At 58.2% G+C, this 16,769-nt stretch carries 17 protein-coding genes; 9 read left to right on the top strand and 8 right to left on the bottom strand.

Annotated elements, in window-relative coordinates; genetic code table 11:
- Positions 1-204 precede the first annotated feature (204 nt).
- From ACR0NF_RS05835 to ACR0NF_RS05810, 6 genes are all read right to left on the bottom strand, one after another.
- A complete protein-coding gene (locus ACR0NF_RS05835; protein WP_480470117.1) occupies positions 205-1,200 on the bottom strand; it encodes an ABC transporter ATP-binding protein in 996 nt (331 codons plus the stop codon).
- Complete coding sequence (locus ACR0NF_RS05830; protein ID WP_480667079.1) at positions 1,197-2,231, bottom strand: Gfo/Idh/MocA family protein; 1,035 nt, start codon at positions 2,229-2,231, stop codon at positions 1,197-1,199. The genes ACR0NF_RS05835 and ACR0NF_RS05830 overlap by 4 nt, the downstream gene beginning before the upstream one ends.
- Positions 2,228-3,067 (bottom strand): carbohydrate ABC transporter permease, encoded by an 840-nt coding sequence (locus ACR0NF_RS05825; protein WP_010439354.1) that lies wholly within the window; start codon positions 3,065-3,067, stop codon positions 2,228-2,230. The genes ACR0NF_RS05830 and ACR0NF_RS05825 overlap by 4 nt, the downstream gene beginning before the upstream one ends.
- A gap of 10 nt (positions 3,068-3,077) precedes the next feature.
- Positions 3,078-3,992, bottom strand: coding sequence for a carbohydrate ABC transporter permease (locus ACR0NF_RS05820; protein WP_480470115.1), 915 nt, complete (start codon positions 3,990-3,992; stop codon positions 3,078-3,080).
- Between the two features lie 66 nt (positions 3,993-4,058).
- Positions 4,059-5,309 carry an ABC transporter substrate-binding protein gene (locus tag ACR0NF_RS05815; protein ID WP_480470114.1) on the bottom strand — a complete coding sequence of 417 codons (1,251 nt, stop codon included), beginning with the start codon at positions 5,307-5,309 and terminating at the stop codon, positions 4,059-4,061.
- Positions 5,306-6,229, bottom strand: a complete 924-nt coding sequence (locus ACR0NF_RS05810; protein WP_480470113.1) for an N-acetylmuramic acid 6-phosphate etherase — start codon at positions 6,227-6,229, stop codon at positions 5,306-5,308. The genes ACR0NF_RS05815 and ACR0NF_RS05810 overlap by 4 nt, the downstream gene beginning before the upstream one ends.
- 148 nt (positions 6,230-6,377) lie before the next feature.
- Between ACR0NF_RS05810 and ACR0NF_RS05805 the strand changes: the two genes are divergently transcribed.
- The 4 genes from ACR0NF_RS05805 to nagA are packed head-to-tail and all read left to right on the top strand — an operon-like array spanning position 6,378 to position 10,167.
- A complete protein-coding gene (locus ACR0NF_RS05805) occupies positions 6,378-7,265 on the top strand; it encodes a glucosamine kinase nucleotide-binding domain-containing protein (RefSeq protein ID WP_480470112.1) in 888 nt (295 codons plus the stop codon).
- The gene (locus ACR0NF_RS05800; RefSeq protein ID WP_480470111.1) at positions 7,252-8,007 is read left to right on the top strand and encodes a GntR family transcriptional regulator; all 756 of its coding nucleotides are present in this window, start codon (positions 7,252-7,254) and stop codon (positions 8,005-8,007) included. Before ACR0NF_RS05805 ends, ACR0NF_RS05800 begins: the two co-directional genes overlap by 14 nt.
- Before the next feature lie 13 nt (positions 8,008-8,020).
- A complete protein-coding gene (locus ACR0NF_RS05795) occupies positions 8,021-9,049 on the top strand; it encodes an SIS domain-containing protein (RefSeq protein WP_480470110.1) in 1,029 nt (342 codons plus the stop codon).
- Positions 9,046-10,167, top strand: coding sequence for an N-acetylglucosamine-6-phosphate deacetylase (gene nagA / locus ACR0NF_RS05790; RefSeq protein ID WP_480777907.1), 1,122 nt, complete (start codon positions 9,046-9,048; stop codon positions 10,165-10,167). Before ACR0NF_RS05795 ends, nagA begins: the two co-directional genes overlap by 4 nt.
- On the opposite strand, the gene ACR0NF_RS05785 is transcribed toward nagA, so the two are convergent.
- Positions 10,164-10,466 (bottom strand): DUF6476 family protein, encoded by a 303-nt coding sequence (locus ACR0NF_RS05785; RefSeq protein ID WP_480470108.1) that lies wholly within the window; start codon positions 10,464-10,466, stop codon positions 10,164-10,166. The two genes, nagA and ACR0NF_RS05785, sit on opposite strands and share 4 nt — an antisense overlap.
- Here ACR0NF_RS05785 and ACR0NF_RS05780 point away from each other — a divergent pair.
- The 5 genes from ACR0NF_RS05780 to ACR0NF_RS05760 all read left to right on the top strand — a co-directional run bounded on the left by ACR0NF_RS05780 (position 10,465) and on the right by ACR0NF_RS05760 (position 14,896).
- On the top strand, positions 10,465-11,499 hold the full coding sequence (locus ACR0NF_RS05780) for an RluA family pseudouridine synthase (protein WP_480667074.1): 1,035 nt from the start codon (positions 10,465-10,467) through the stop codon (positions 11,497-11,499). The genes ACR0NF_RS05785 and ACR0NF_RS05780 overlap by 2 nt on opposite strands.
- A gap of 147 nt (positions 11,500-11,646) precedes the next feature.
- Entirely contained in the window at positions 11,647-12,543 is an 897-nt protein-coding gene (rpoH, locus tag ACR0NF_RS05775) for an RNA polymerase sigma factor RpoH (protein ID WP_480470106.1), read from the top strand.
- Positions 12,544-12,683: 140 nt separating this feature from the next.
- Positions 12,684-13,658, top strand: coding sequence for a Gfo/Idh/MocA family protein (locus ACR0NF_RS05770; RefSeq protein WP_480658001.1), 975 nt, complete (start codon positions 12,684-12,686; stop codon positions 13,656-13,658).
- 56 nt (positions 13,659-13,714) lie between these two features.
- Positions 13,715-13,984 (top strand): DksA/TraR family C4-type zinc finger protein, encoded by a 270-nt coding sequence (locus tag ACR0NF_RS05765; RefSeq protein ID WP_480470104.1) that lies wholly within the window; start codon positions 13,715-13,717, stop codon positions 13,982-13,984.
- 15 nt (positions 13,985-13,999) lie between these two features.
- Positions 14,000-14,896 carry a DMT family transporter gene (locus tag ACR0NF_RS05760; RefSeq protein WP_480657999.1) on the top strand — a complete coding sequence of 299 codons (897 nt, stop codon included), beginning with the start codon at positions 14,000-14,002 and terminating at the stop codon, positions 14,894-14,896.
- Positions 14,897-14,924: 28 nt separating this feature from the next.
- On the opposite strand, the gene ACR0NF_RS05755 is transcribed toward ACR0NF_RS05760, so the two are convergent.
- Positions 14,925-16,745, bottom strand: coding sequence for a M3 family oligoendopeptidase (locus ACR0NF_RS05755; protein WP_480470102.1), 1,821 nt, complete (start codon positions 16,743-16,745; stop codon positions 14,925-14,927).
- Positions 16,746-16,769 lie beyond the last annotated feature (24 nt).

Raw genomic sequence — 16,769 nt, 5'->3', positions numbered from 1 at the left:
GCCCTAGTAGCTGAAAAGCCCATGAAGCCATGGCTGTTTAACAACAACAACGAGACACAATACTCACCGAAACAGCACGCATCTGGAGAAGCGATAGCGCTACGCAAGGTGATTATATGTATAAAGCAATGGTTTATCAGCTTTTATTCGATGTGCCGGATGTTCCTCGACACGCCAACATCCCAAAAACAACAGAGATTTTCGTCAGTTTAGACGTGCGCCCTGTTGGTCGAAGCGATAGGTTCGATCCTGGGCATAGCCGAAATGGACGGATTCACCAGCGTTGACCTGATGCTGACCGAACAGACGCGCAGTGATCTGGTGGTCTTGCATCATCGCGATCACGTTGGTGTCTCCGCCCAGATGCTCGACATGGGTCACGTTCGCGGTCAGAGGGCCTTCGTCGGATAAGTACAAGTCCTCTGGGCGGATGCCCAACGTTGTGTCCGCGCTGTCGCCGATTACGCTGGCGGGGAAGAAATTCATCGAGGGCGCGCCGAGGAAGCCTGCAACGAACTGGTTGGCGGGGTTGTTATATAACTCCATCGGGCTGCCGACCTGTTCGACCCGACCGTCGCGTAGCACGACGATCTTGTCGGCCAGTGTCATCGCTTCGGTCTGGTCGTGGGTGACGTAAATCATCGAAGCATCAAGCTGCTGATGCAGGTTTGCGATTTCCAGCCGCGTGTTCATGCGCAGGGCGGCGTCCAAATTGGACAAAGGCTCGTCGAACAGGAACAGTTTGGGTTCACGCACGATGGCGCGACCGATGGCGACACGTTGGCGTTGGCCACCGGACAATTCAGAAGGGTAGCGGTCGATGTATGGCTCAAGATTCAGCATCTTGCTGGCCTTGGTGACGCGCTCTTCGATGACCTGCTTGCTCTGACCTTCCTGTTTCAGCGCCAGTGACATGTTCTTGCGCACATTCAGATGCGGATAGAGCGCATAGCTCTGGAACACCATCGCAATGCCGCGCTTAGAGGGCGGTGTGAGGTTCATCAGATCTCCACCGATGCGCACTTCGCCCGAAGTCACATCCTCAAGCCCTGCGATCACACGCAACAGGGTGGATTTGCCACAACCCGAGGGGCCGACGAAGACGACGAATTCTCCGTCTTCGACTTCGATGTTGATATCCTTAAGGACTTCGACGGTGCCGAAGGACTTGTTCACGTTTGTAAGCGTCAGGGCGGTCATGTGCGTGCCTCTTTCAGCGAAATGGGTTGGCCGGTGCGGATGCTTTCATCGGCAGCTAGGCAGATGGCGAGCGATTGCACGGCATCGTTCATGTGGCGGGTCAGGTCGATATCCTCGGCGATGGCACGCAACATATAGGCTTGTTCGGCGTCGCAGAGCTCCTGATGGCCGGGTTCATCGGGCATGTCGATTGTCTGGTCGCCGTCAGGGCGATGAACCAGAAGGCCACCGACCTTCGTGTGGCCGTCGATATCGGCTGACGCACCTTTGTTGCCATCGGTGATCGAGACCGAGCCGTTGGGTGACACGATGTCTTTCACGAAGAACGCAGTCTCGGACATCATCGGGCCCCAACCGGCCTCGTACCAGCCGATCGAGCCGTCCTCGAAGACCACCTGAAACTGGCCGTAATTGTACATGTCTTCGGCGATCTCATCGCTTAAGCGCAGGCCCATGCCGTGGACGCGCACGGGGTCAGAATCAGTGATCTGACACATCACATCGACATAATGCACACCACAATCGACGATGGGCGAGGTGGTCTGCATCAGGGCCTTGTGCGTCTCCCACTCGGCCCCGCTGCTTTGCTGGTTGAGGTTCAGGCGGAAGACATAGGGTCCGCCGAGATCGCGCGCCTCGGAAATCAGGCGCATCCAAGAAGGGTGGTGGCGCAGGATATAGCCGATGACCAGTTTGCGGTTGGTCTCAACGGCCTTTGCGACAACACACTTGGCGTCCGCCACAGTGGTCGCCAGTGGCTTTTCGACAAATACATGCGCGCCAGCTTCCATCGCCGCGCAGGCGAAATCGGCGTGGCTGTCGGAGTAGGTCGCCACGACCACCAGATCCGGGTTGGTTTCAGTCAGAGCTGCCTGAAAATCTGAATAAGCCGGATAGCCTGACAGGTCAGGATGGTCGACGCGACCGGATCGGTTCACCAGCCCTACGATCTGCGCGTCCGGGTGGTGATGGTGGACCAAAGCGTGGCTCAGCCCCATATTGCCAAGGCCGGCGATCAGAACTTTGGTCATTTGACAGCTCCTGAAGTGATGCCGCGGATCAACTGGCGTGAGAAGATAACGTAGAGCACCAGCACCGGCAGGATCGCCATGCTGAGCGCCGACAGAACCGCGTTCCAGTCGGTGACGAACTGGCCGATGAAAACTTGGCTGCCTAGTGTCAGGGTTTTGGTCTCCTCAGCGGGTGCGAGGATCAGCGGGAACCAGAGGTCGTTCCAGATGGGGATCATGTTGAATACGGCCACGGTCGCCATGGCGGGGCGGACCAGCGGCAGGACCAACCGGAAGAAGATGGTGTACTCGGACAGCCCATCGACGCGGCCAGCGTTCTTCAGATCATCCGAGACCTGCCGCATGAATTCTGACAGGATGAACACGGCTAGCGGCAGGCCTTGTGCGGTATAGACAAGGATTAGTGCCCACAAGGTGTTCACCAACCCGGTTGCCACCATCATCTCAAGTATCGCCACGGTGCCGATGCGGATCGGGATCATAATCCCAAGCGCCAGATAGAGGCCCATCAGGGTGTTGCCCTTGAACTTGTACTCGCTCAGCGCAAAAGCAGCCATTGCGCCGAACAACAGAACAAAAGCCAGCGATACCACGGTCACGATCAGCGAGTTCTGAAAATAAAGGAAGAAATCCCCTTGTTTCATCACCGTCTGATAACCGATCAGCGAGAAGCTTTCGGCATCGGGCAGGGCGAGTGGCTCGCGGAAAATCGAGCGTCGGGTTTTGAAGCTGTTGATGATGATCACGAAGACCGGGAAGAGGGCGATCAATGTGTAGAGGATCAGCGCCCCATGCATGGCGGCCGTGTTCAGCGGGTTCTGGCGTGCTTTGTTCATGCGTTCACCCTCACAGTTGATACCGGCGCATCCGGGTCTGGATGCCGAAGAGATAGATGCAGACGCCGACAAGGATGATGGCAAACATGGCGCCAGCGATGGCGGAGCCCATATGCGGGTCGCCCAGTTGCAGCTGGAAGCCAAAGAAGGTGCGGTACATGAAGGTGCCTAGGATATCGGTTGAGAAATCCGGCCCTGCCAGCGCGCCTTGCGAGACGTAGATCAGGTCGAAGGCGTTGAAATTGCCTACAAAAGTCAGGATTGAGATGATCCCGATTGAAGGAATGATCAACGGCAGTTTGATCTTCCAGAAAGCCGAGGCTCCGGTGATGCCGTCTATTTCTCCGGCCTCAAGGATTTCTTCGGGGATTGACAGCAGGGCGGCATAGATCAACATCATTGGGATGCCGACGAACTGCCAGACCGAGACAAGTGCCAGTGTCGTCAGCGCGTACTCTTCTTTGCCTAGCCATGGTGCAAACAGCGACTTGAGGCCGACGGCGTCAAGCATCGAAGGTGCGATGCCCCAAAGCGGGGACAATATCAGTTTCCACGCGAAACCGACGATAACAAAGCTCAGAATGGTGGGAATGAAGATCGCGGACCGATAGAGCGCGGCAAAGCGTAGGCGTGGATGTGAGAGAAGCGCAGCCAAAGCGATACCGATGGGGTTCTGAACCAGCATGTGGATCAGGAAGAACCAGAAGTTGTTACCCAAAGCATTCCAGAACTGCTCGGACCAGATCGGATCGAAGAACAGGGTGCGGAAATTCTGCAGGCCTACGTAGATGCGTGTCTGATCGACCTCGGTGAACAGTGCGAGGCGCAGTGTATTGAACAAGGGGAAGATCATCACCGCCGTGTAAACCAGCACCGCAGGGGCGAGGAAAACGGCGATGTGCCAGCGTGTGCGGCGGGTCTGCATGGGAATCTCCGGGGAAAAGGTCCGGACGCGACGCGGTGGCCGCGTCCGGTGTGAGTGGCCTAGGTGTTACTGATGCGGTGCGTACCAGCTGGCCAGACCGTCTTGCAGTTGCTGACCCAGCGCTTCGGGTGTCTCGGCACCCTTGATGGCTGCAACGGATGCACCCCAGGTCTCGTTTTCCAGGTTCGGCGTGCCGCGCGACAGGATCTGGTAGGTCGAGCGGATCGTGCTTTCGCACTCTTCACGCCAGCCGACGATTTCTTTGGCCAGTGGATCTTCCAGCTCGACCGGAGTGCTGGATAGCGGGAAGAAACCAGGTAGGGCGTTACCGAATATGCTGGCAAACTCGGGGCTTGCGACCCAAGCCAGGAAGGTGCGCGCGGCTTCTTGGTTTTCGCTCGCCGCGTTCATGCCGATGCCGATATCGGTGTGGTCCGAAATATAGCAGGTATCGCCCGCGTTCTGGACCGGTGGCTTAAAGGCGCCCATCTCGAAATCGGCCTGCGTGTTGAAGCCCGAAATCTCCCAGCTTCCTGCTGGATAGACCGCCGCACGACCCAGCGTGAACAGGTTCTGGCTGTCGGGATAGGTTTGCGCTTCATATCCGTCACCCAGATAGTCCGCCCATTTGGCCAGCGTCGCATAAGGGGCAACCCACTGTGGATCGGTCAGCTTCTGCTCGCCCTTGATCAGCGCTTGACGGCCTTCTTCACCTTTCCAGTAGTTCGGGCCGATGTTGTTATAGCCCATTGTGGCGGCTTCCCACTGGTCGTTGGTGCCCATCGCCATCGGGATATAAGTGCCGTCTTCCTTGATCTTGTCGAGAGCGGCAAAGAACTCGGCCTCAGTGGTTGGAACCTCGATGCCCAACTCATTGAACGCGTCTTTGTTGTAGATGAAGCCGTGGATCACCGATGCCATCGGTACGCAGAAGCTGGCTGATGCGTCATCGGTCTGCCAGGCGGATTTGGCGACGTCCGAGAAATTGCCCATCGCCTCCAGATCGGAAAGGTCTGTCAGGTGGCCTGCCTCATAGAGTGCCAGCGAGGCATCGAACGGGCGGCAGGTGATCAGGTCGCCAGCTGATCCGGCCTCAAGCTTGGAATTCAGCACAGCGTTATATTCCGCTGGGGCAGAAGGTGAGAAAATCACCTTGATACCGGGATGCTCAGCTTCGAACGCCGGTATGATTTTTTCCTGCCACAAGGCCAGATCGTCATTGCGCCAGCTTTCAATCGTCAGCGTGGCGTCTTGCGCATAAGCGCTTGTGACCAGCGCCGTGCTCATCAAGGCAAGGCTTAGAACTTTGCGTTTCATTTCGTGTCTCCCAGGTTGGTGGTTTCTTGGTTTTGTTTCAGCCGCTTCAAAGCGGGGCGGAGGTGATCGTTGGTCTCACGCAACATCGCCTGCGCCACATCCAGCGACGCAGCGCCCGCCGCCAGCAAGGCTGCGCATTTGAGATTGCCTTGCGCCGTCGTGAGCGCAGACGCTGCCTGTTCGGGGTCGGCGCCCGTCAATTGGCACACGATTACGTTGGCGCGGGCGCGTAGCTTGTCGTTATCTGCGCGCAGGTTGATCATCATGCCGTCCTGAATATGCCCCAACTCCATCGCCATCAGCGTTGACAGCATGTTCAGAGCAATCTTCTGCGCCGTACCTGCACCCATCCGGGTCGAGCCGGAAACCAGTTCGGGCGGTGTCGGCAAATGGATCGCGTGATCCGACAACCGCAGAAGCTCGGTATCCGCGTTGTTGGCGATGCCGATGACCGTCGTACCTATGCCGCGTGCGATTTGGGCCGCTGCGACAGTGTAAGGGGTTGTTCCACTGGCCGAGACGGCGATCAGGGTGTCCTGAGGGGATAGATCGGCAAGTTCATCTGTGAGAGTGGCAGAGATATCCTCGACATCTCCGGGCATTTCCGCGCCGGAAGGCAGACCGCCTGCCATGTGTATTCGGATCTGATCTGTCGGGATCGAGAACGTGCCCCCAAGCTCCAACGCGTCGGCGGCGGCCATCAGGCCCGAGGATCCAGCAGCAAGGTAACACAGGCTGCCACCCGCTCGGATCGTGGTTGCCATGGCGCGCGCACCTGCGCAGATCGGGTCAGTCGCTGCCAGCGGGGCAGAGGCTGCAGTGGCCTGCGACTGAGCCAATAGGGCAGCGACATCCGTCAGCGGACGTGTGTCGAGCCCAATGGCCTTCTGATGCAACTGTTCCGTCACAGGTGTGCGCAAGTGATTCTCCCCCCAGTTCTTCGATATCATACCTTTTAGATACCATTAGTCTACCATTTTGTTTGAGGTGACTGAAATCGCGTTATTTTGCCTATTAGGTCGCTTTTTGGCCTTCAAATTCCTTTAAAGGTATTATAAAGGTCTCAACATGACTCGCGCCTCTGATACCATTGTTCTGGCCGCCGATGGCGGTGGCACGCGGTGCCGTGTTGCCTTGTCCGATGGTGATCGGATCTGGCAGGTCGAGGTTGGGGCGGCGAATGTATCTACTGATTTTGACGCATCCTGTGCTGAGCTTAAGCGGGGTTTAACTGCGGTGAGTCAGCAGGCGGGCATTGACCTGACCGAGGTCGCAGATGCGCCGGCTTATCTGGGGTTGGCAGGGATTACCGGTCAATCTATCGCGGATCGCTTGGCCGGGGCGCTGCCTTTTTCAGATGTACGCATAGAGGATGACCGACCGTCGGCCCTGCGTGGGGCGCTCGGGCCGGGTGATGGCTTTGTAGCCCATTGTGGCACAGGGTCTTTCCTGGCTGCGCAACTTGAAGGCAAGCCGCGCTTCGCCGGAGGATGGGGGCCGGTTCTGGGGGATCAGGCCTCGGCCCAATGGGTTGGGCGGCGGGCGTTGTCCCAGGTGCTGGATTGTGTTGATGCGGTGTGTGAGCCGTCCGAGCTGTCTGCGCAGCTCTTGTCACGATTCAAAGGGACGGCAGGTATCGTCAAAGCCGCATCTGACATGTCGCCCACCGAGTTTGGCGCTCTGGCTCCTGTCGTCACTCAATATGCCGGGCAGGGGGATCCGTTCGCGCAGTCGATCATGCAGGCAGGCGCTGAGTATCTGCGGGAACGGTTGGAGAAAATGGGCTGGGCCGCGGGCCTTCCAATCTGTCTGACCGGGGGCATTGGGCCGCAATACGCTGCCTATCTTCCAGAACCCATGCAGCAGGATTTAATGAAGCCGTTGGGTGATCCGCTATCGGGCGCAATCGCGCTGGCCCACGCTTTCAGGAAGGAGATCGAACATGAGCGTTGCTGATTTCCTGAGGCCAGAGGGCTGGCTGGGCCATACTGCCGGTCCACGTTATGTGCAGTTACGTCAAAGGCTTGAGCAAGGGATTGCGGAAGGCATCCTGCCGCCGAACAGTTCCCTCCCGCCAGAACGCGAGATCGCGGAACTCACTGATCTGTCGCGTGTCACTGTGCGCAAGGCCATTCAGGAACTGGTGCGTAAGGGAACAATCGAGCAGCGTCAGGGGTCGGGCTCATTCGTGCGCGAGCCGGTTGCGCGGGTTGAACAATCGCTATCGCATCTCACCTCGTTCACCGAGGATATGGAACGTCGCGGGTTTGAAACCACCTCGACCTGGCTGGAGCGGGGGATATTCCTGCCGTCGCCGGATGAGATGCTGGCGTTGGGCCTGTCGGCCAATGATCAGGTCGCCCGCATCCACCGCTTGCGCGCCGCCGGAGGGCGACCAATGGCTCTGGAACGCGCGGCGCTGCCGCTGGATATCCTGCCCAACCCGACCGAGGTCACCGGGTCGCTTTATGCGTTTCTGGAGCAATCAGGCTATCGCCCTGTGCGCGCGATCCAGAAAATCTCGGCCATCAATCTCGAAGCCCCCGAGGCGCGCCTTTTGGACGTTGCCGAAGGCACGGCTGGTCTTCGCATCCAGCGCACATCCTATCTTGAAAGCGGGCGCGTCGCGGAACTCACCCGATCCATCTATCACGGCGATGCCTACGATTTCGTGGCAGAGCTGCGTCTGTCAAACTGAAAGGCCGGGCACAATGTCCACCAAAACCACGCAAATGAGGCAAGAAATCAATGAGATACCGTGCGCTGTTGATCGGCTTTTGACCGACGGTGCAGTGGCCATTGAGGGTGCGGCGCAGGCGGTTCGTGATCATGATCCGAGCTTTCTGATCTCGGTCGCGCGGGGGTCATCCGATCATGCCTGTAGCTACCTAAAATACGCCTCCGAGCTGCTTTTGGGGCTGCCGATGGCCTCGGTGGGGCCAAGCGTCAAATCGATCTATGGCGTGGATATGCGTTGCCCTGGCGCATTGTGTATCTCGGTCTCGCAGTCGGGTCAGAGCCCCGATATCGTGCGCCTGACTCGATCACTTACGCAAGGTGGCGCCTATTCGGTCGCCATCACCAACAACACCAATTCAGCGCTCGCGGATGCGGCCTCGGCGGCACTACCTATCCATGCGGGGCCGGAACTGAGCGTGGCGGCGACCAAGACCTTCGTGACCTCGCTGGTCACCGGGCTATGGCTGCTGGCCGAGGTCAAGGGCGACGCCGCGTTGCTGTCGGCGATCCGCAAACTGCCCGAGGATCTGGCGCGGGCCATCACCTGTGATTGGGGTAGTGTGATAGAGGCGATCAATGGCCAATCCCTGTTCACTTTGGGGCGCGGGACCTCCTGGGCGATCTCGAACGAAGCCGCGTTGAAATTCAAAGAGACCTGCCAGATCCACGCGGAAAGCTACTCTTCAGCCGAGGTGCTGCATGGGCCCGTATCCATCGTGGATCAGGGTTTCCCAGTGCTTGCGTTCTCATCCGGCGATGCTGCTGAGGCCAACATTGCTGAGGTTGCCGATGCCTTGGCCGCAAAAGGCGCTCAGGTTTTCGCCACGACCGACCGGGTAAAGGATGCGGTCTCGCTGCCACATGTTCGGACGGCGCATTGGATGACGGACCCCGTCGCAGCGATTGCGTCGTTTTATGGCATGGTGGAAACCGTCGCGACCGGACGCGGCATCAACCCCGATACCCCGCGCCATCTGCGGAAAGTGACGGAAACGGTATGAACACGTCGACCATCACCTTTGCAGGCGGCCCGATCTTTGACGGAGAGACTTTGTTCACCGACCACGCCGCCGGGTTCGTCGATGGGACGCTCGATGCGATTGTGCCAAGAGCCGACCTGCCGTCTGATACCGAGATCCAGGACCTTTCCGGAGATATCCTCAGCCCCGGCTACGTCGATCTGCAGGTGAACGGCGGGGGCGGGGTGATGTTCAACGACGATCCCTCGGTCGACACCCTGCAGAGAATCGCTGAGGCGCATCGTGGGCTTGGGGCGGTATCGATCTTGCCGACGCTGATTACGGACACGCCTGAGAAGACTTCAGCTGCTATTGAGGCCGCGATACAGGCTGTTCAGCGTGGGGTTTCGGGCATTGCGGGTCTGCACCTTGAAGGGCCGCATTTGTCAGTTAAACGTAAAGGGGCGCATGACGGTGCTCTGATACGTCCGATGGACAACAACGACCTAAGCCAATATCTGGCAGCGGCGCGTGCATTGCCTGCGTTGATGGTCACTTTGGCACCGGAAAACGTGACGACTGATCAGGTTGATGCTCTGAGCCGCGCAGGCGTCATCGTTTCGCTAGGCCACACCGATGCGCCGTTCGACACCTGCACGGAATATGTGAAAGCTGGCGCGCGCTGCGTGACACATCTGTTCAACGCGATGAGCCAGTTTGGCAGCCGGGAACCCGGCTTAGTGGGTGCGGCGCTGTCCAACGGGGATCTGTCAGCTGGATTGATCGCGGATACCGTGCACGCGCATCCTGAAACGATGCGCGCCGCTTTTGCCGCTAAACGCGGTCCAGGGAAGATCTTTCTGGTGAGTGACGCGATGGCCGTCGCGGGCACTGACCTTCCCGAGTTCCAATTGGAAGGTCGGCTCATCCGGAGAGAGCAGGGTAGGCTGACTTTAGAGGACGGTACTCTGGCGGGGGCCGATCTCGATCTGACGACCGCAATTCGGGTCCTGACGGGTGAGGTGGGTATCTCATTGGCCGATGCATTGGCTGCGGCCACACGCATTCCCGCTCAACTGATCAACGCGGGTCCGACACCATTGACGCTCAGCGGCACAATTCGGATTACCTCAGACTTGGGCAAAGCGAACCCGGTTTAATCCAGCGTGATTTCCTGCCGCTGTTTCCCTGTCGTCTTGTCGAAGATCAGGATGCGATTGTCGTCGGTGACAACAGCATACCAGTTGCTGCCAATGGTCAGCGCCTGCGCGCGCGCGCCATCGGGCAATTCGATCTGATCCGGCAGCGTCGGGGTGCGATCCGATAGGCGGATGACAATCAGGGCGAATGTCACTAGAACCCCGCCAATCATTACCGCGGTCAACAGCATGACCATGCGCCGCAGCAACCGAAGCTGCGGTGTTTCCTGCGGTTCCTGAGGTTCGGAAGGGACAGTCATGGGCACCCGCCTGATAGAGTTTCACATCGCGGCCGCGCCGCCGCCCCGCCTTGATAAGGCGCTTGCGCGGGATGTGCCAGCGGAAGAGAACCTGTCGCGCACCCGCCTGACCCGCCTGATCGGTGACGGGGCGGTGACGGTCGATGGAGCGGTTGTCGATGATCCAAAAGCCCGAATTGCCGAAGGCGCGCAGGTCGGGATCACCGTGGCCGAGGCTGAAGGCAGCCATATTGGCCCCGAAGATATCCCGCTGGAAGTTGTCTATGAGGATGACGACCTGATCGTCATCAATAAACCTGCGGGGATAGTAGTGCATCCGGCGCCGGGCTCTCCGAACGGGACTCTGGTCAATGCTTTGCTGCATCACTGCGGCGATGATTTATCGGGTGTAGGAGGCGTGAAGCGCCCGGGCATCGTGCATCGGATCGACAAGGAAACCAGCGGCCTGCTGGTCGTGGCTAAGTCGGACGCGGCACATCACGGGCTGGCAGCTCAGTTCGAGGCGCACAGCGTTGAACGTTACTATCGCGCGGTTTGCTATGGTGTTCCCGATGCGAACGATCCGCGCTTGCGTGGGATAAAGGGCGTGAGCTTTGAGCCGGGCAACATCATGCGACTGACGACGCAACTGGCGCGGCACAAGACCGACCGGCAACGGCAAGCCGTGCTGTTTCACGGTGGCCGCCACGCTGTGACCCGGGCGCGGATTGTTGAGGTTTTTGGCAAACCCGGTGGCTTGTCACTGATTGAATGCTGGCTTGAGACAGGGCGGACGCACCAAATCCGTGTTCACATGGCCCATGCCGGCCATGGGTTGGTTGGCGATCCGGTCTATGGTGGCAAACGCAAATTGGCCGCGAAGGCCTTTGCGCCTGAGGCGTCCGAGGCTGTGCGTTCTTTCCCCCGGCAGGCTCTGCACGCTGCTGTGTTGGGCTTTGAACATCCGGTCTCGGGCGAGATGCTGCGATTTGAGGCGCCGTTGCCGCAGGATATGGAAGATCTGATTTCTGCGTTGCGGCAGCCGGTGACATAAACTGCAAAGGCTTGTGAAACCGGCAATTTCAGCTTTTCTTTACATCAGGTTAATTTCAGACTGGTAGTTGATCCTCTTGAATATGTCGGGTCTGGTACCCATATCCCATGTTAAGGGCTTAAACATTTGTCCAAGGGACGGAAATAAATGGCAAATTACTCAAATCTTCCGGCACCGACACCCGAGGGTGGTCTGAACCGCTATATGCAGGAGATTCGCAAGTTTCCACTGCTGGAGCCGGAAGAGGAATATATGTTGGCCAAGCGCTGGGTCGAGGAACAGGATACCGAGGCCGCGCATAAAATGGTCACGTCGCATCTGCGTCTCGCGGCCAAGATCGCCATGGGATATCGCGGCTATGGTCTGCCGCAAGCTGAGGTGATTTCCGAGGCCAATGTGGGCCTGATGCAGGCGGTCAAGAAATTCGACCCCGAGAAAGGGTTCCGTCTGGCAACCTACGCCATGTGGTGGATTCGCGCCTCGATTCAGGAATATGTCCTGCGGTCGTGGTCGATGGTGAAGCTGGGTACAACCTCGGCGCAGAAGAAGCTGTTCTTCAACCTGCGTAAGGCCAAGGCCCGCATCGGTGCGTTGGAAGAGGGCGATATGCGTCCCGAAAACGTTGCCAAGATTGCCCAAGACCTCGGCGTGACCGAGGAAGAAGTGATCAGCATGAACCGCCGAATGTCCGGTGGCGATGCCTCGCTGAACGCGACCGTAGGGTCCGAAGGCGAAGGCACTATGCAATGGCAGGACTGGTTGGAGGATGAAGACGCTGACCAGGCGGGTGACTATGAAGCGCGGGATGAGCTTGAGGCTCGGCGTGAATTGCTGGCCGCTGCGCTGGATGTGCTGAATGATCGCGAAAAAGACATTCTGACCCAGCGCCGGTTGATGGATCAGCCTGTGACGCTTGAGGAACTCAGCACGCAGTACAATGTCAGCCGCGAGCGTATTCGCCAGATCGAAGTGCGCGCGTTCGAGAAGTTGCAGAAAAAGATGCGTGAGCTGGCGCGTGAAAAAGGCATGCTGGGCTCAGTCTGAGCCTGTCGCACTGTTGAAACAACAACCGGCCTGACGTGCTCAGGCCGGTTTTCTTTTGGCAAGGGTGGCGGAGCGCATGACAGGAATGTCCTGCGCTGATAATGATGCGATAGCGCTAACGAGGCAGGGGAGGAACGATCATGCAAAAACCGGTTCAATGGGGCATTCTGGGGGCCTCGAAATTTGCGCGCCAGCATATGGGGCCGGCAATTCATGCAGCCCAGGGCGCGCGCCTATCCGGTCTGGCGACCTCTGACCCTTCCAAGGCCGAACCGTTCCAGCAATTCTGCCCCGATCTTAGCGTTTATCAAAGCTATGATGATCTGCTGGCCGACCCGTCGATTGATGCGGTCTACATACCATTGCCCAATCACCTGCACGTGGAATGGAGCCTCAAGGCGCTGGACGCAGGCAAGCATGTCTTGTGCGAAAAGCCGATAACCATGCGTGCCGAAGAATTCGATCAGTTGATTGCTAAACGCGATCAGACTGGTCTGCTGGCCGCTGAGGCATACATGATCGTACATCACCCGCAATGGCAGCTGGCTCGTAAACTGATTGCTGAGGGGGCGATCGGAAAGCTTGTGCACGTAACCGGCGTGTTCAGCTATGACAATCGCGCGGACACAGGCAATATTCGCAACCGGCCAGAGACCGGCGGCGGCGGATTGCGCGACATTGGCGTCTATGTGATCGGCAGCGCGCGATATGCAACTGGGCAAGAGCCGACCTCGGTTAGCGGAGCCATCCGGTGGGAGAATGACGTTGATGTCTTCACCGAAATTCGCGCGCAGTTTCCCGACTTTACCTACTCCAGCTATGTCTCAACCCGGATGCATCCCCACCAAGAGATGGAGTTTCACGGTGAGGGCGGTGTGATCCGCCTGACCGCGCCTTTCAATGCGCGCGTCTTTGGCGAAGCACGGGTCGAATTGCATCGCCCCGGCCTTGATATGCAAGTGACCCGCTTCCCCGGTGACAACCACTATGAATTGCAGGTCGAGGCGTTTGGTCGGACGATACGCGAAGGCGCAGAATATCCTTGCCCGTTGGAATTTGTGCGCGGCACGCAAGAGGTGATCGATCAGGTCTTTGACAACGCCGTATCGCTGTAGCTTGCCTCGGGCCGGGCGTATCGACTATTCTGCTTCGACTGGATCAGGAGGGCTCCATGGCCGGTGGTTGGGCGCGCGACGGCGCGGTGAGCGAACAAATCGAAGCATCGATCTCGGACGAGTTGGCGCGGATGCAGGCGCAAAAACGTCCCGTGGGCGAAAGCCTGACCCATTGTGCCGAATGCGAAGAGCCGATCCCCGAGAAGCGCCGCACCGCTCTGCCAGGTGTTAAGCTATGTCTGGACTGCCAGCAGGAGCGTGACAGCAGTTTCAAGGCGCGTGGCGGGATCAATCGACGCGGATCGAAGGACAGCCAATTGAAATAGCGCTTGGAGCAACCGGTGCAGGATCAGTCGCAGAAAAATTCAGTGCTGCAAAACGGTTTGGTTCTTGGCTTTCTCGCCGCGTTTTTGTGGGGCACGCATAGTGTAATCGTGCGATACCTGACCAGCGATCTGGGTGGGTTGCAGATCGCTGTATCTCGGCTATTCATTGCGGCCCTAGCGATGTACTGCATGTTACGCCTGATGGGGGCGCAAGTTTCTATCCGGTTTGGAGATTGGAACTTCCGGTTGGCGGTGTTGTCGACGGTAGTGAACTATATTCTCTTCCATATCGGTCTGGAGCACACCGGCGCCGCAAATGCGATGGTGCTTGAGAATACCGCGCCGTTCTTCGTGTTGATATTCCTGTACTTCTTCGCCGATACACCTGTCGGTCGTACCGAGGTTCTGGCGACGCTGCTGGCGATATTGGGCGTGGTCCTCACCGTCTATCGTGACTTTGAAGGCGGAGGTGAGCCCTTGTTGGGCGATCTGATGGAGATCGGGGCAGGGCTCAGTTGGGCTGTGTTCCTGATCTCAAGCAGTCGAGCAATGCAGTCTTCGGAAACAACCGCAGAAAGGTTGAATTTCCTGTTTGGGATCTTCCTGTGTTCCGGAGTGCTGTTGGTACCACTCGCGGCCTTCTCGCTGCAGATGCCCACCGCCAATGATCTGGTTTTCCTGTTCCTGCTTGGCGTTCTGCCCACCGCACTTGCCTACTATCTTTGGTATGAGGCCGCTGCGCGGGTATCGACGCTGACGGCAACACTGCTGTTCGCAGCATCGGTTGTGTTCACCTTTATAAATTCGGCGCTGTTCCTTGGCGCGACCATCACACCTCTGGCCGTTGTCGGAGCGGTCTTAATTGTCGCCGCAATCTTTCTGACCACGATAACGAAGGCCAAAGATGGATGAGGCGGCCCGTAGTGGCCGCCTCATCCATTTAGCTTTCCATCGCTTCCAATTCGTCAATGAAGCCTGAAATCATCGACAAGCCTTTGTCCCAGAACTCCGGGTCACTGGCGTCCAACCCGAACGGGGCCAGAAGCTCTTTGTGGTGCTTTGATCCACCGGCGCGCAGCATCTCGAAATATTTGTCTTCGAACCCGTCGGCCCCGCTTTCGTAAACCGAGTAGAGCGCATTCACGAGGCCGTCGCCAAAGGCGTAGGCGTAGACATAGAAAGGCGAGTGGACGAAATGAGGGATATAGGCCCAGAAAGTCTCATACCCGTCCATGAATTCGAACGCGGGCCCAAGGCTTTCGGCCTGAACGCTCATCCACAGCGCGTTGATGTCATCGGGGGTCAACTCACCTTCGCGTCGCGCCGCGTGCAGTTTGCACTCGAAGTCATAGAACGCGATCTGGCGAACAACCGTGTTGATCATATCCTCGACCTTTCCCGCCAGCAGCACCTTGCGCTGTTCCGGCGTTTCGGCCTTATCCAGCATCTTGCGGAAAGTTAGCATCTCCCCGAAGACTGAAGCGGTTTCCGCCAGCGTCAGTGGGGTCGACGACAGCATCTCTCCTTGATCGGCGGCCAGCACCTGATGTACGCCGTGACCAAGCTCGTGTGCCAAGGTCATCACGTCGCGCGGTTTGCCCAGATAGTTGAGCATCACGTAGGGATGAACTTCGGTGACGGTGGGATGGGCGAACGCACCCGGAGCCTTGCCGGGCTTCACCGCCGCGTCGATCCAACCTTTCGAGAAGAAAGGGGCCGCGATTTCGCCCATGCGCGGATCAAAGGCGTTGTAGGCATCCATCACCATCTTCTCGGCTTCGTCCCAGTCGACGATGCGAGTATCTTCCATTGGCAACGGCGCGTTACGGTCCCAGACCTGCATGACGTCCAGACCCAGCCATTTGCGCTTTAACTCATAATAACGATGGCTCAGCTTGGGGTAGGCGGCCACGACAGCCTCGCGCAGAGCCTCCACAACTTCGGGCTCGACGTCATTGGACAGATGGCGACCGGTTTGAGCGGTTGGCATGTTGCGCCAGCGGTCGACGATCTCTTTTTCTTTGGCTTGCGTGTTATGAACGCGCGCGAAAGTTTTGATATTGCTTTGGAAAACGCTGGCCAGCTCACGCGCGGCGGCCTCGCGTTTGGCGCGGTCCTGTTCCGTCAGCAGATTCAACGTGCCTTCGATATTCAGTTCCTCGCCATCGACGGTGAAGGTCAAGCCCGCGATGGTTTCGTCGAACAGACGTTCCCAAGCGTCACCTACAACGCCGAGGTCGTGCAGGAACTTTTCCAACTCGTCGGACAGCTGATAAGGCTTCATCGCACGGATGCGGCGGAACACGGGTTCGTACCGCGCCAGATCAGCATTGGCGTCGAAATGCGCCTGCAGCACATCATCGTCTATGCGGTTGATTTCAAGCGTGAAGAAGACCAGCGGCGTGGTAAAGACGGTGATCTTCTCCTGCATATCCGACAGGAACTTGGCGCGATCTGCATCAGTGGTCAGCTGGTAATAGCGCAGGCCCGCAAAAGACATAATCCGTCCAGCGATGGCGTTGATCTTTTCGTTGCGCAGTACGCAGGTCAGTAGACCAGCGGCATCCAGATCGGCCAGCTTGCCCTCATAATCCGCGGCAAAGGACGCACATTCGCCTTCCAGCCAATCCAGATCGCGGGACAGTTCTGGTGCGTCTTCCGAGGCATAGAGATCCGTCAAATCCCATTCCGGCAGATTGCCCAGATCATCGGAACCGCCGCTGGCATTTGCGTCACGGACGGGAAAGGGTAGGTCGCGCATGGATCACCTCGAATAAATAGCTTT

The sequence above is a fragment of the Ruegeria sp. CF4 genome, from assembly GCF_056537345.1.
Note: the sequence above shows the minus strand (reverse complement) of the source record. Positions and strands in the feature narration are given on the sequence as shown.

What these genes read in the sequence shown, in the direction of transcription:
- ACR0NF_RS05770 (WP_480658001.1), top strand. Translation starts at nt 12,684, where the DNA reads ATGCAAAAACCGGTTCAATGGGGCATTCTGGGGGCCTCGAAATTTGCG.
- nagA (WP_480777907.1), top strand. Translation starts at nt 9,046, where the DNA reads ATGAACACGTCGACCATCACCTTTGCAGGCGGCCCGATCTTTGACGGA.
- ACR0NF_RS05815 (WP_480470114.1), bottom strand. Translation starts at nt 5,309, where the DNA reads ATGAAACGCAAAGTTCTAAGCCTTGCCTTGATGAGCACGGCGCTGGTC.
- ACR0NF_RS05780 (WP_480667074.1), top strand. Translation starts at nt 10,465, where the DNA reads ATGGGCACCCGCCTGATAGAGTTTCACATCGCGGCCGCGCCGCCGCCC.
- ACR0NF_RS05805 (WP_480470112.1), top strand. Translation starts at nt 6,378, where the DNA reads ATGACTCGCGCCTCTGATACCATTGTTCTGGCCGCCGATGGCGGTGGC.
- ACR0NF_RS05755 (WP_480470102.1), bottom strand. Translation starts at nt 16,745, where the DNA reads ATGCGCGACCTACCCTTTCCCGTCCGTGACGCAAATGCCAGCGGCGGT.
- rpoH (WP_480470106.1), top strand. Translation starts at nt 11,647, where the DNA reads ATGGCAAATTACTCAAATCTTCCGGCACCGACACCCGAGGGTGGTCTG.
- ACR0NF_RS05800 (WP_480470111.1), top strand. Translation starts at nt 7,252, where the DNA reads ATGAGCGTTGCTGATTTCCTGAGGCCAGAGGGCTGGCTGGGCCATACT.
- ACR0NF_RS05825 (WP_010439354.1), bottom strand. Translation starts at nt 3,067, where the DNA reads ATGAACAAAGCACGCCAGAACCCGCTGAACACGGCCGCCATGCATGGG.
- ACR0NF_RS05835 (WP_480470117.1), bottom strand. Translation starts at nt 1,200, where the DNA reads ATGACCGCCCTGACGCTTACAAACGTGAACAAGTCCTTCGGCACCGTC.
- ACR0NF_RS05795 (WP_480470110.1), top strand. Translation starts at nt 8,021, where the DNA reads ATGTCCACCAAAACCACGCAAATGAGGCAAGAAATCAATGAGATACCG.
- ACR0NF_RS05830 (WP_480667079.1), bottom strand. Translation starts at nt 2,231, where the DNA reads ATGACCAAAGTTCTGATCGCCGGCCTTGGCAATATGGGGCTGAGCCAC.
- ACR0NF_RS05765 (WP_480470104.1), top strand. Translation starts at nt 13,715, where the DNA reads ATGGCCGGTGGTTGGGCGCGCGACGGCGCGGTGAGCGAACAAATCGAA.
- ACR0NF_RS05820 (WP_480470115.1), bottom strand. Translation starts at nt 3,992, where the DNA reads ATGCAGACCCGCCGCACACGCTGGCACATCGCCGTTTTCCTCGCCCCT.
- ACR0NF_RS05785 (WP_480470108.1), bottom strand. Translation starts at nt 10,466, where the DNA reads ATGACTGTCCCTTCCGAACCTCAGGAACCGCAGGAAACACCGCAGCTT.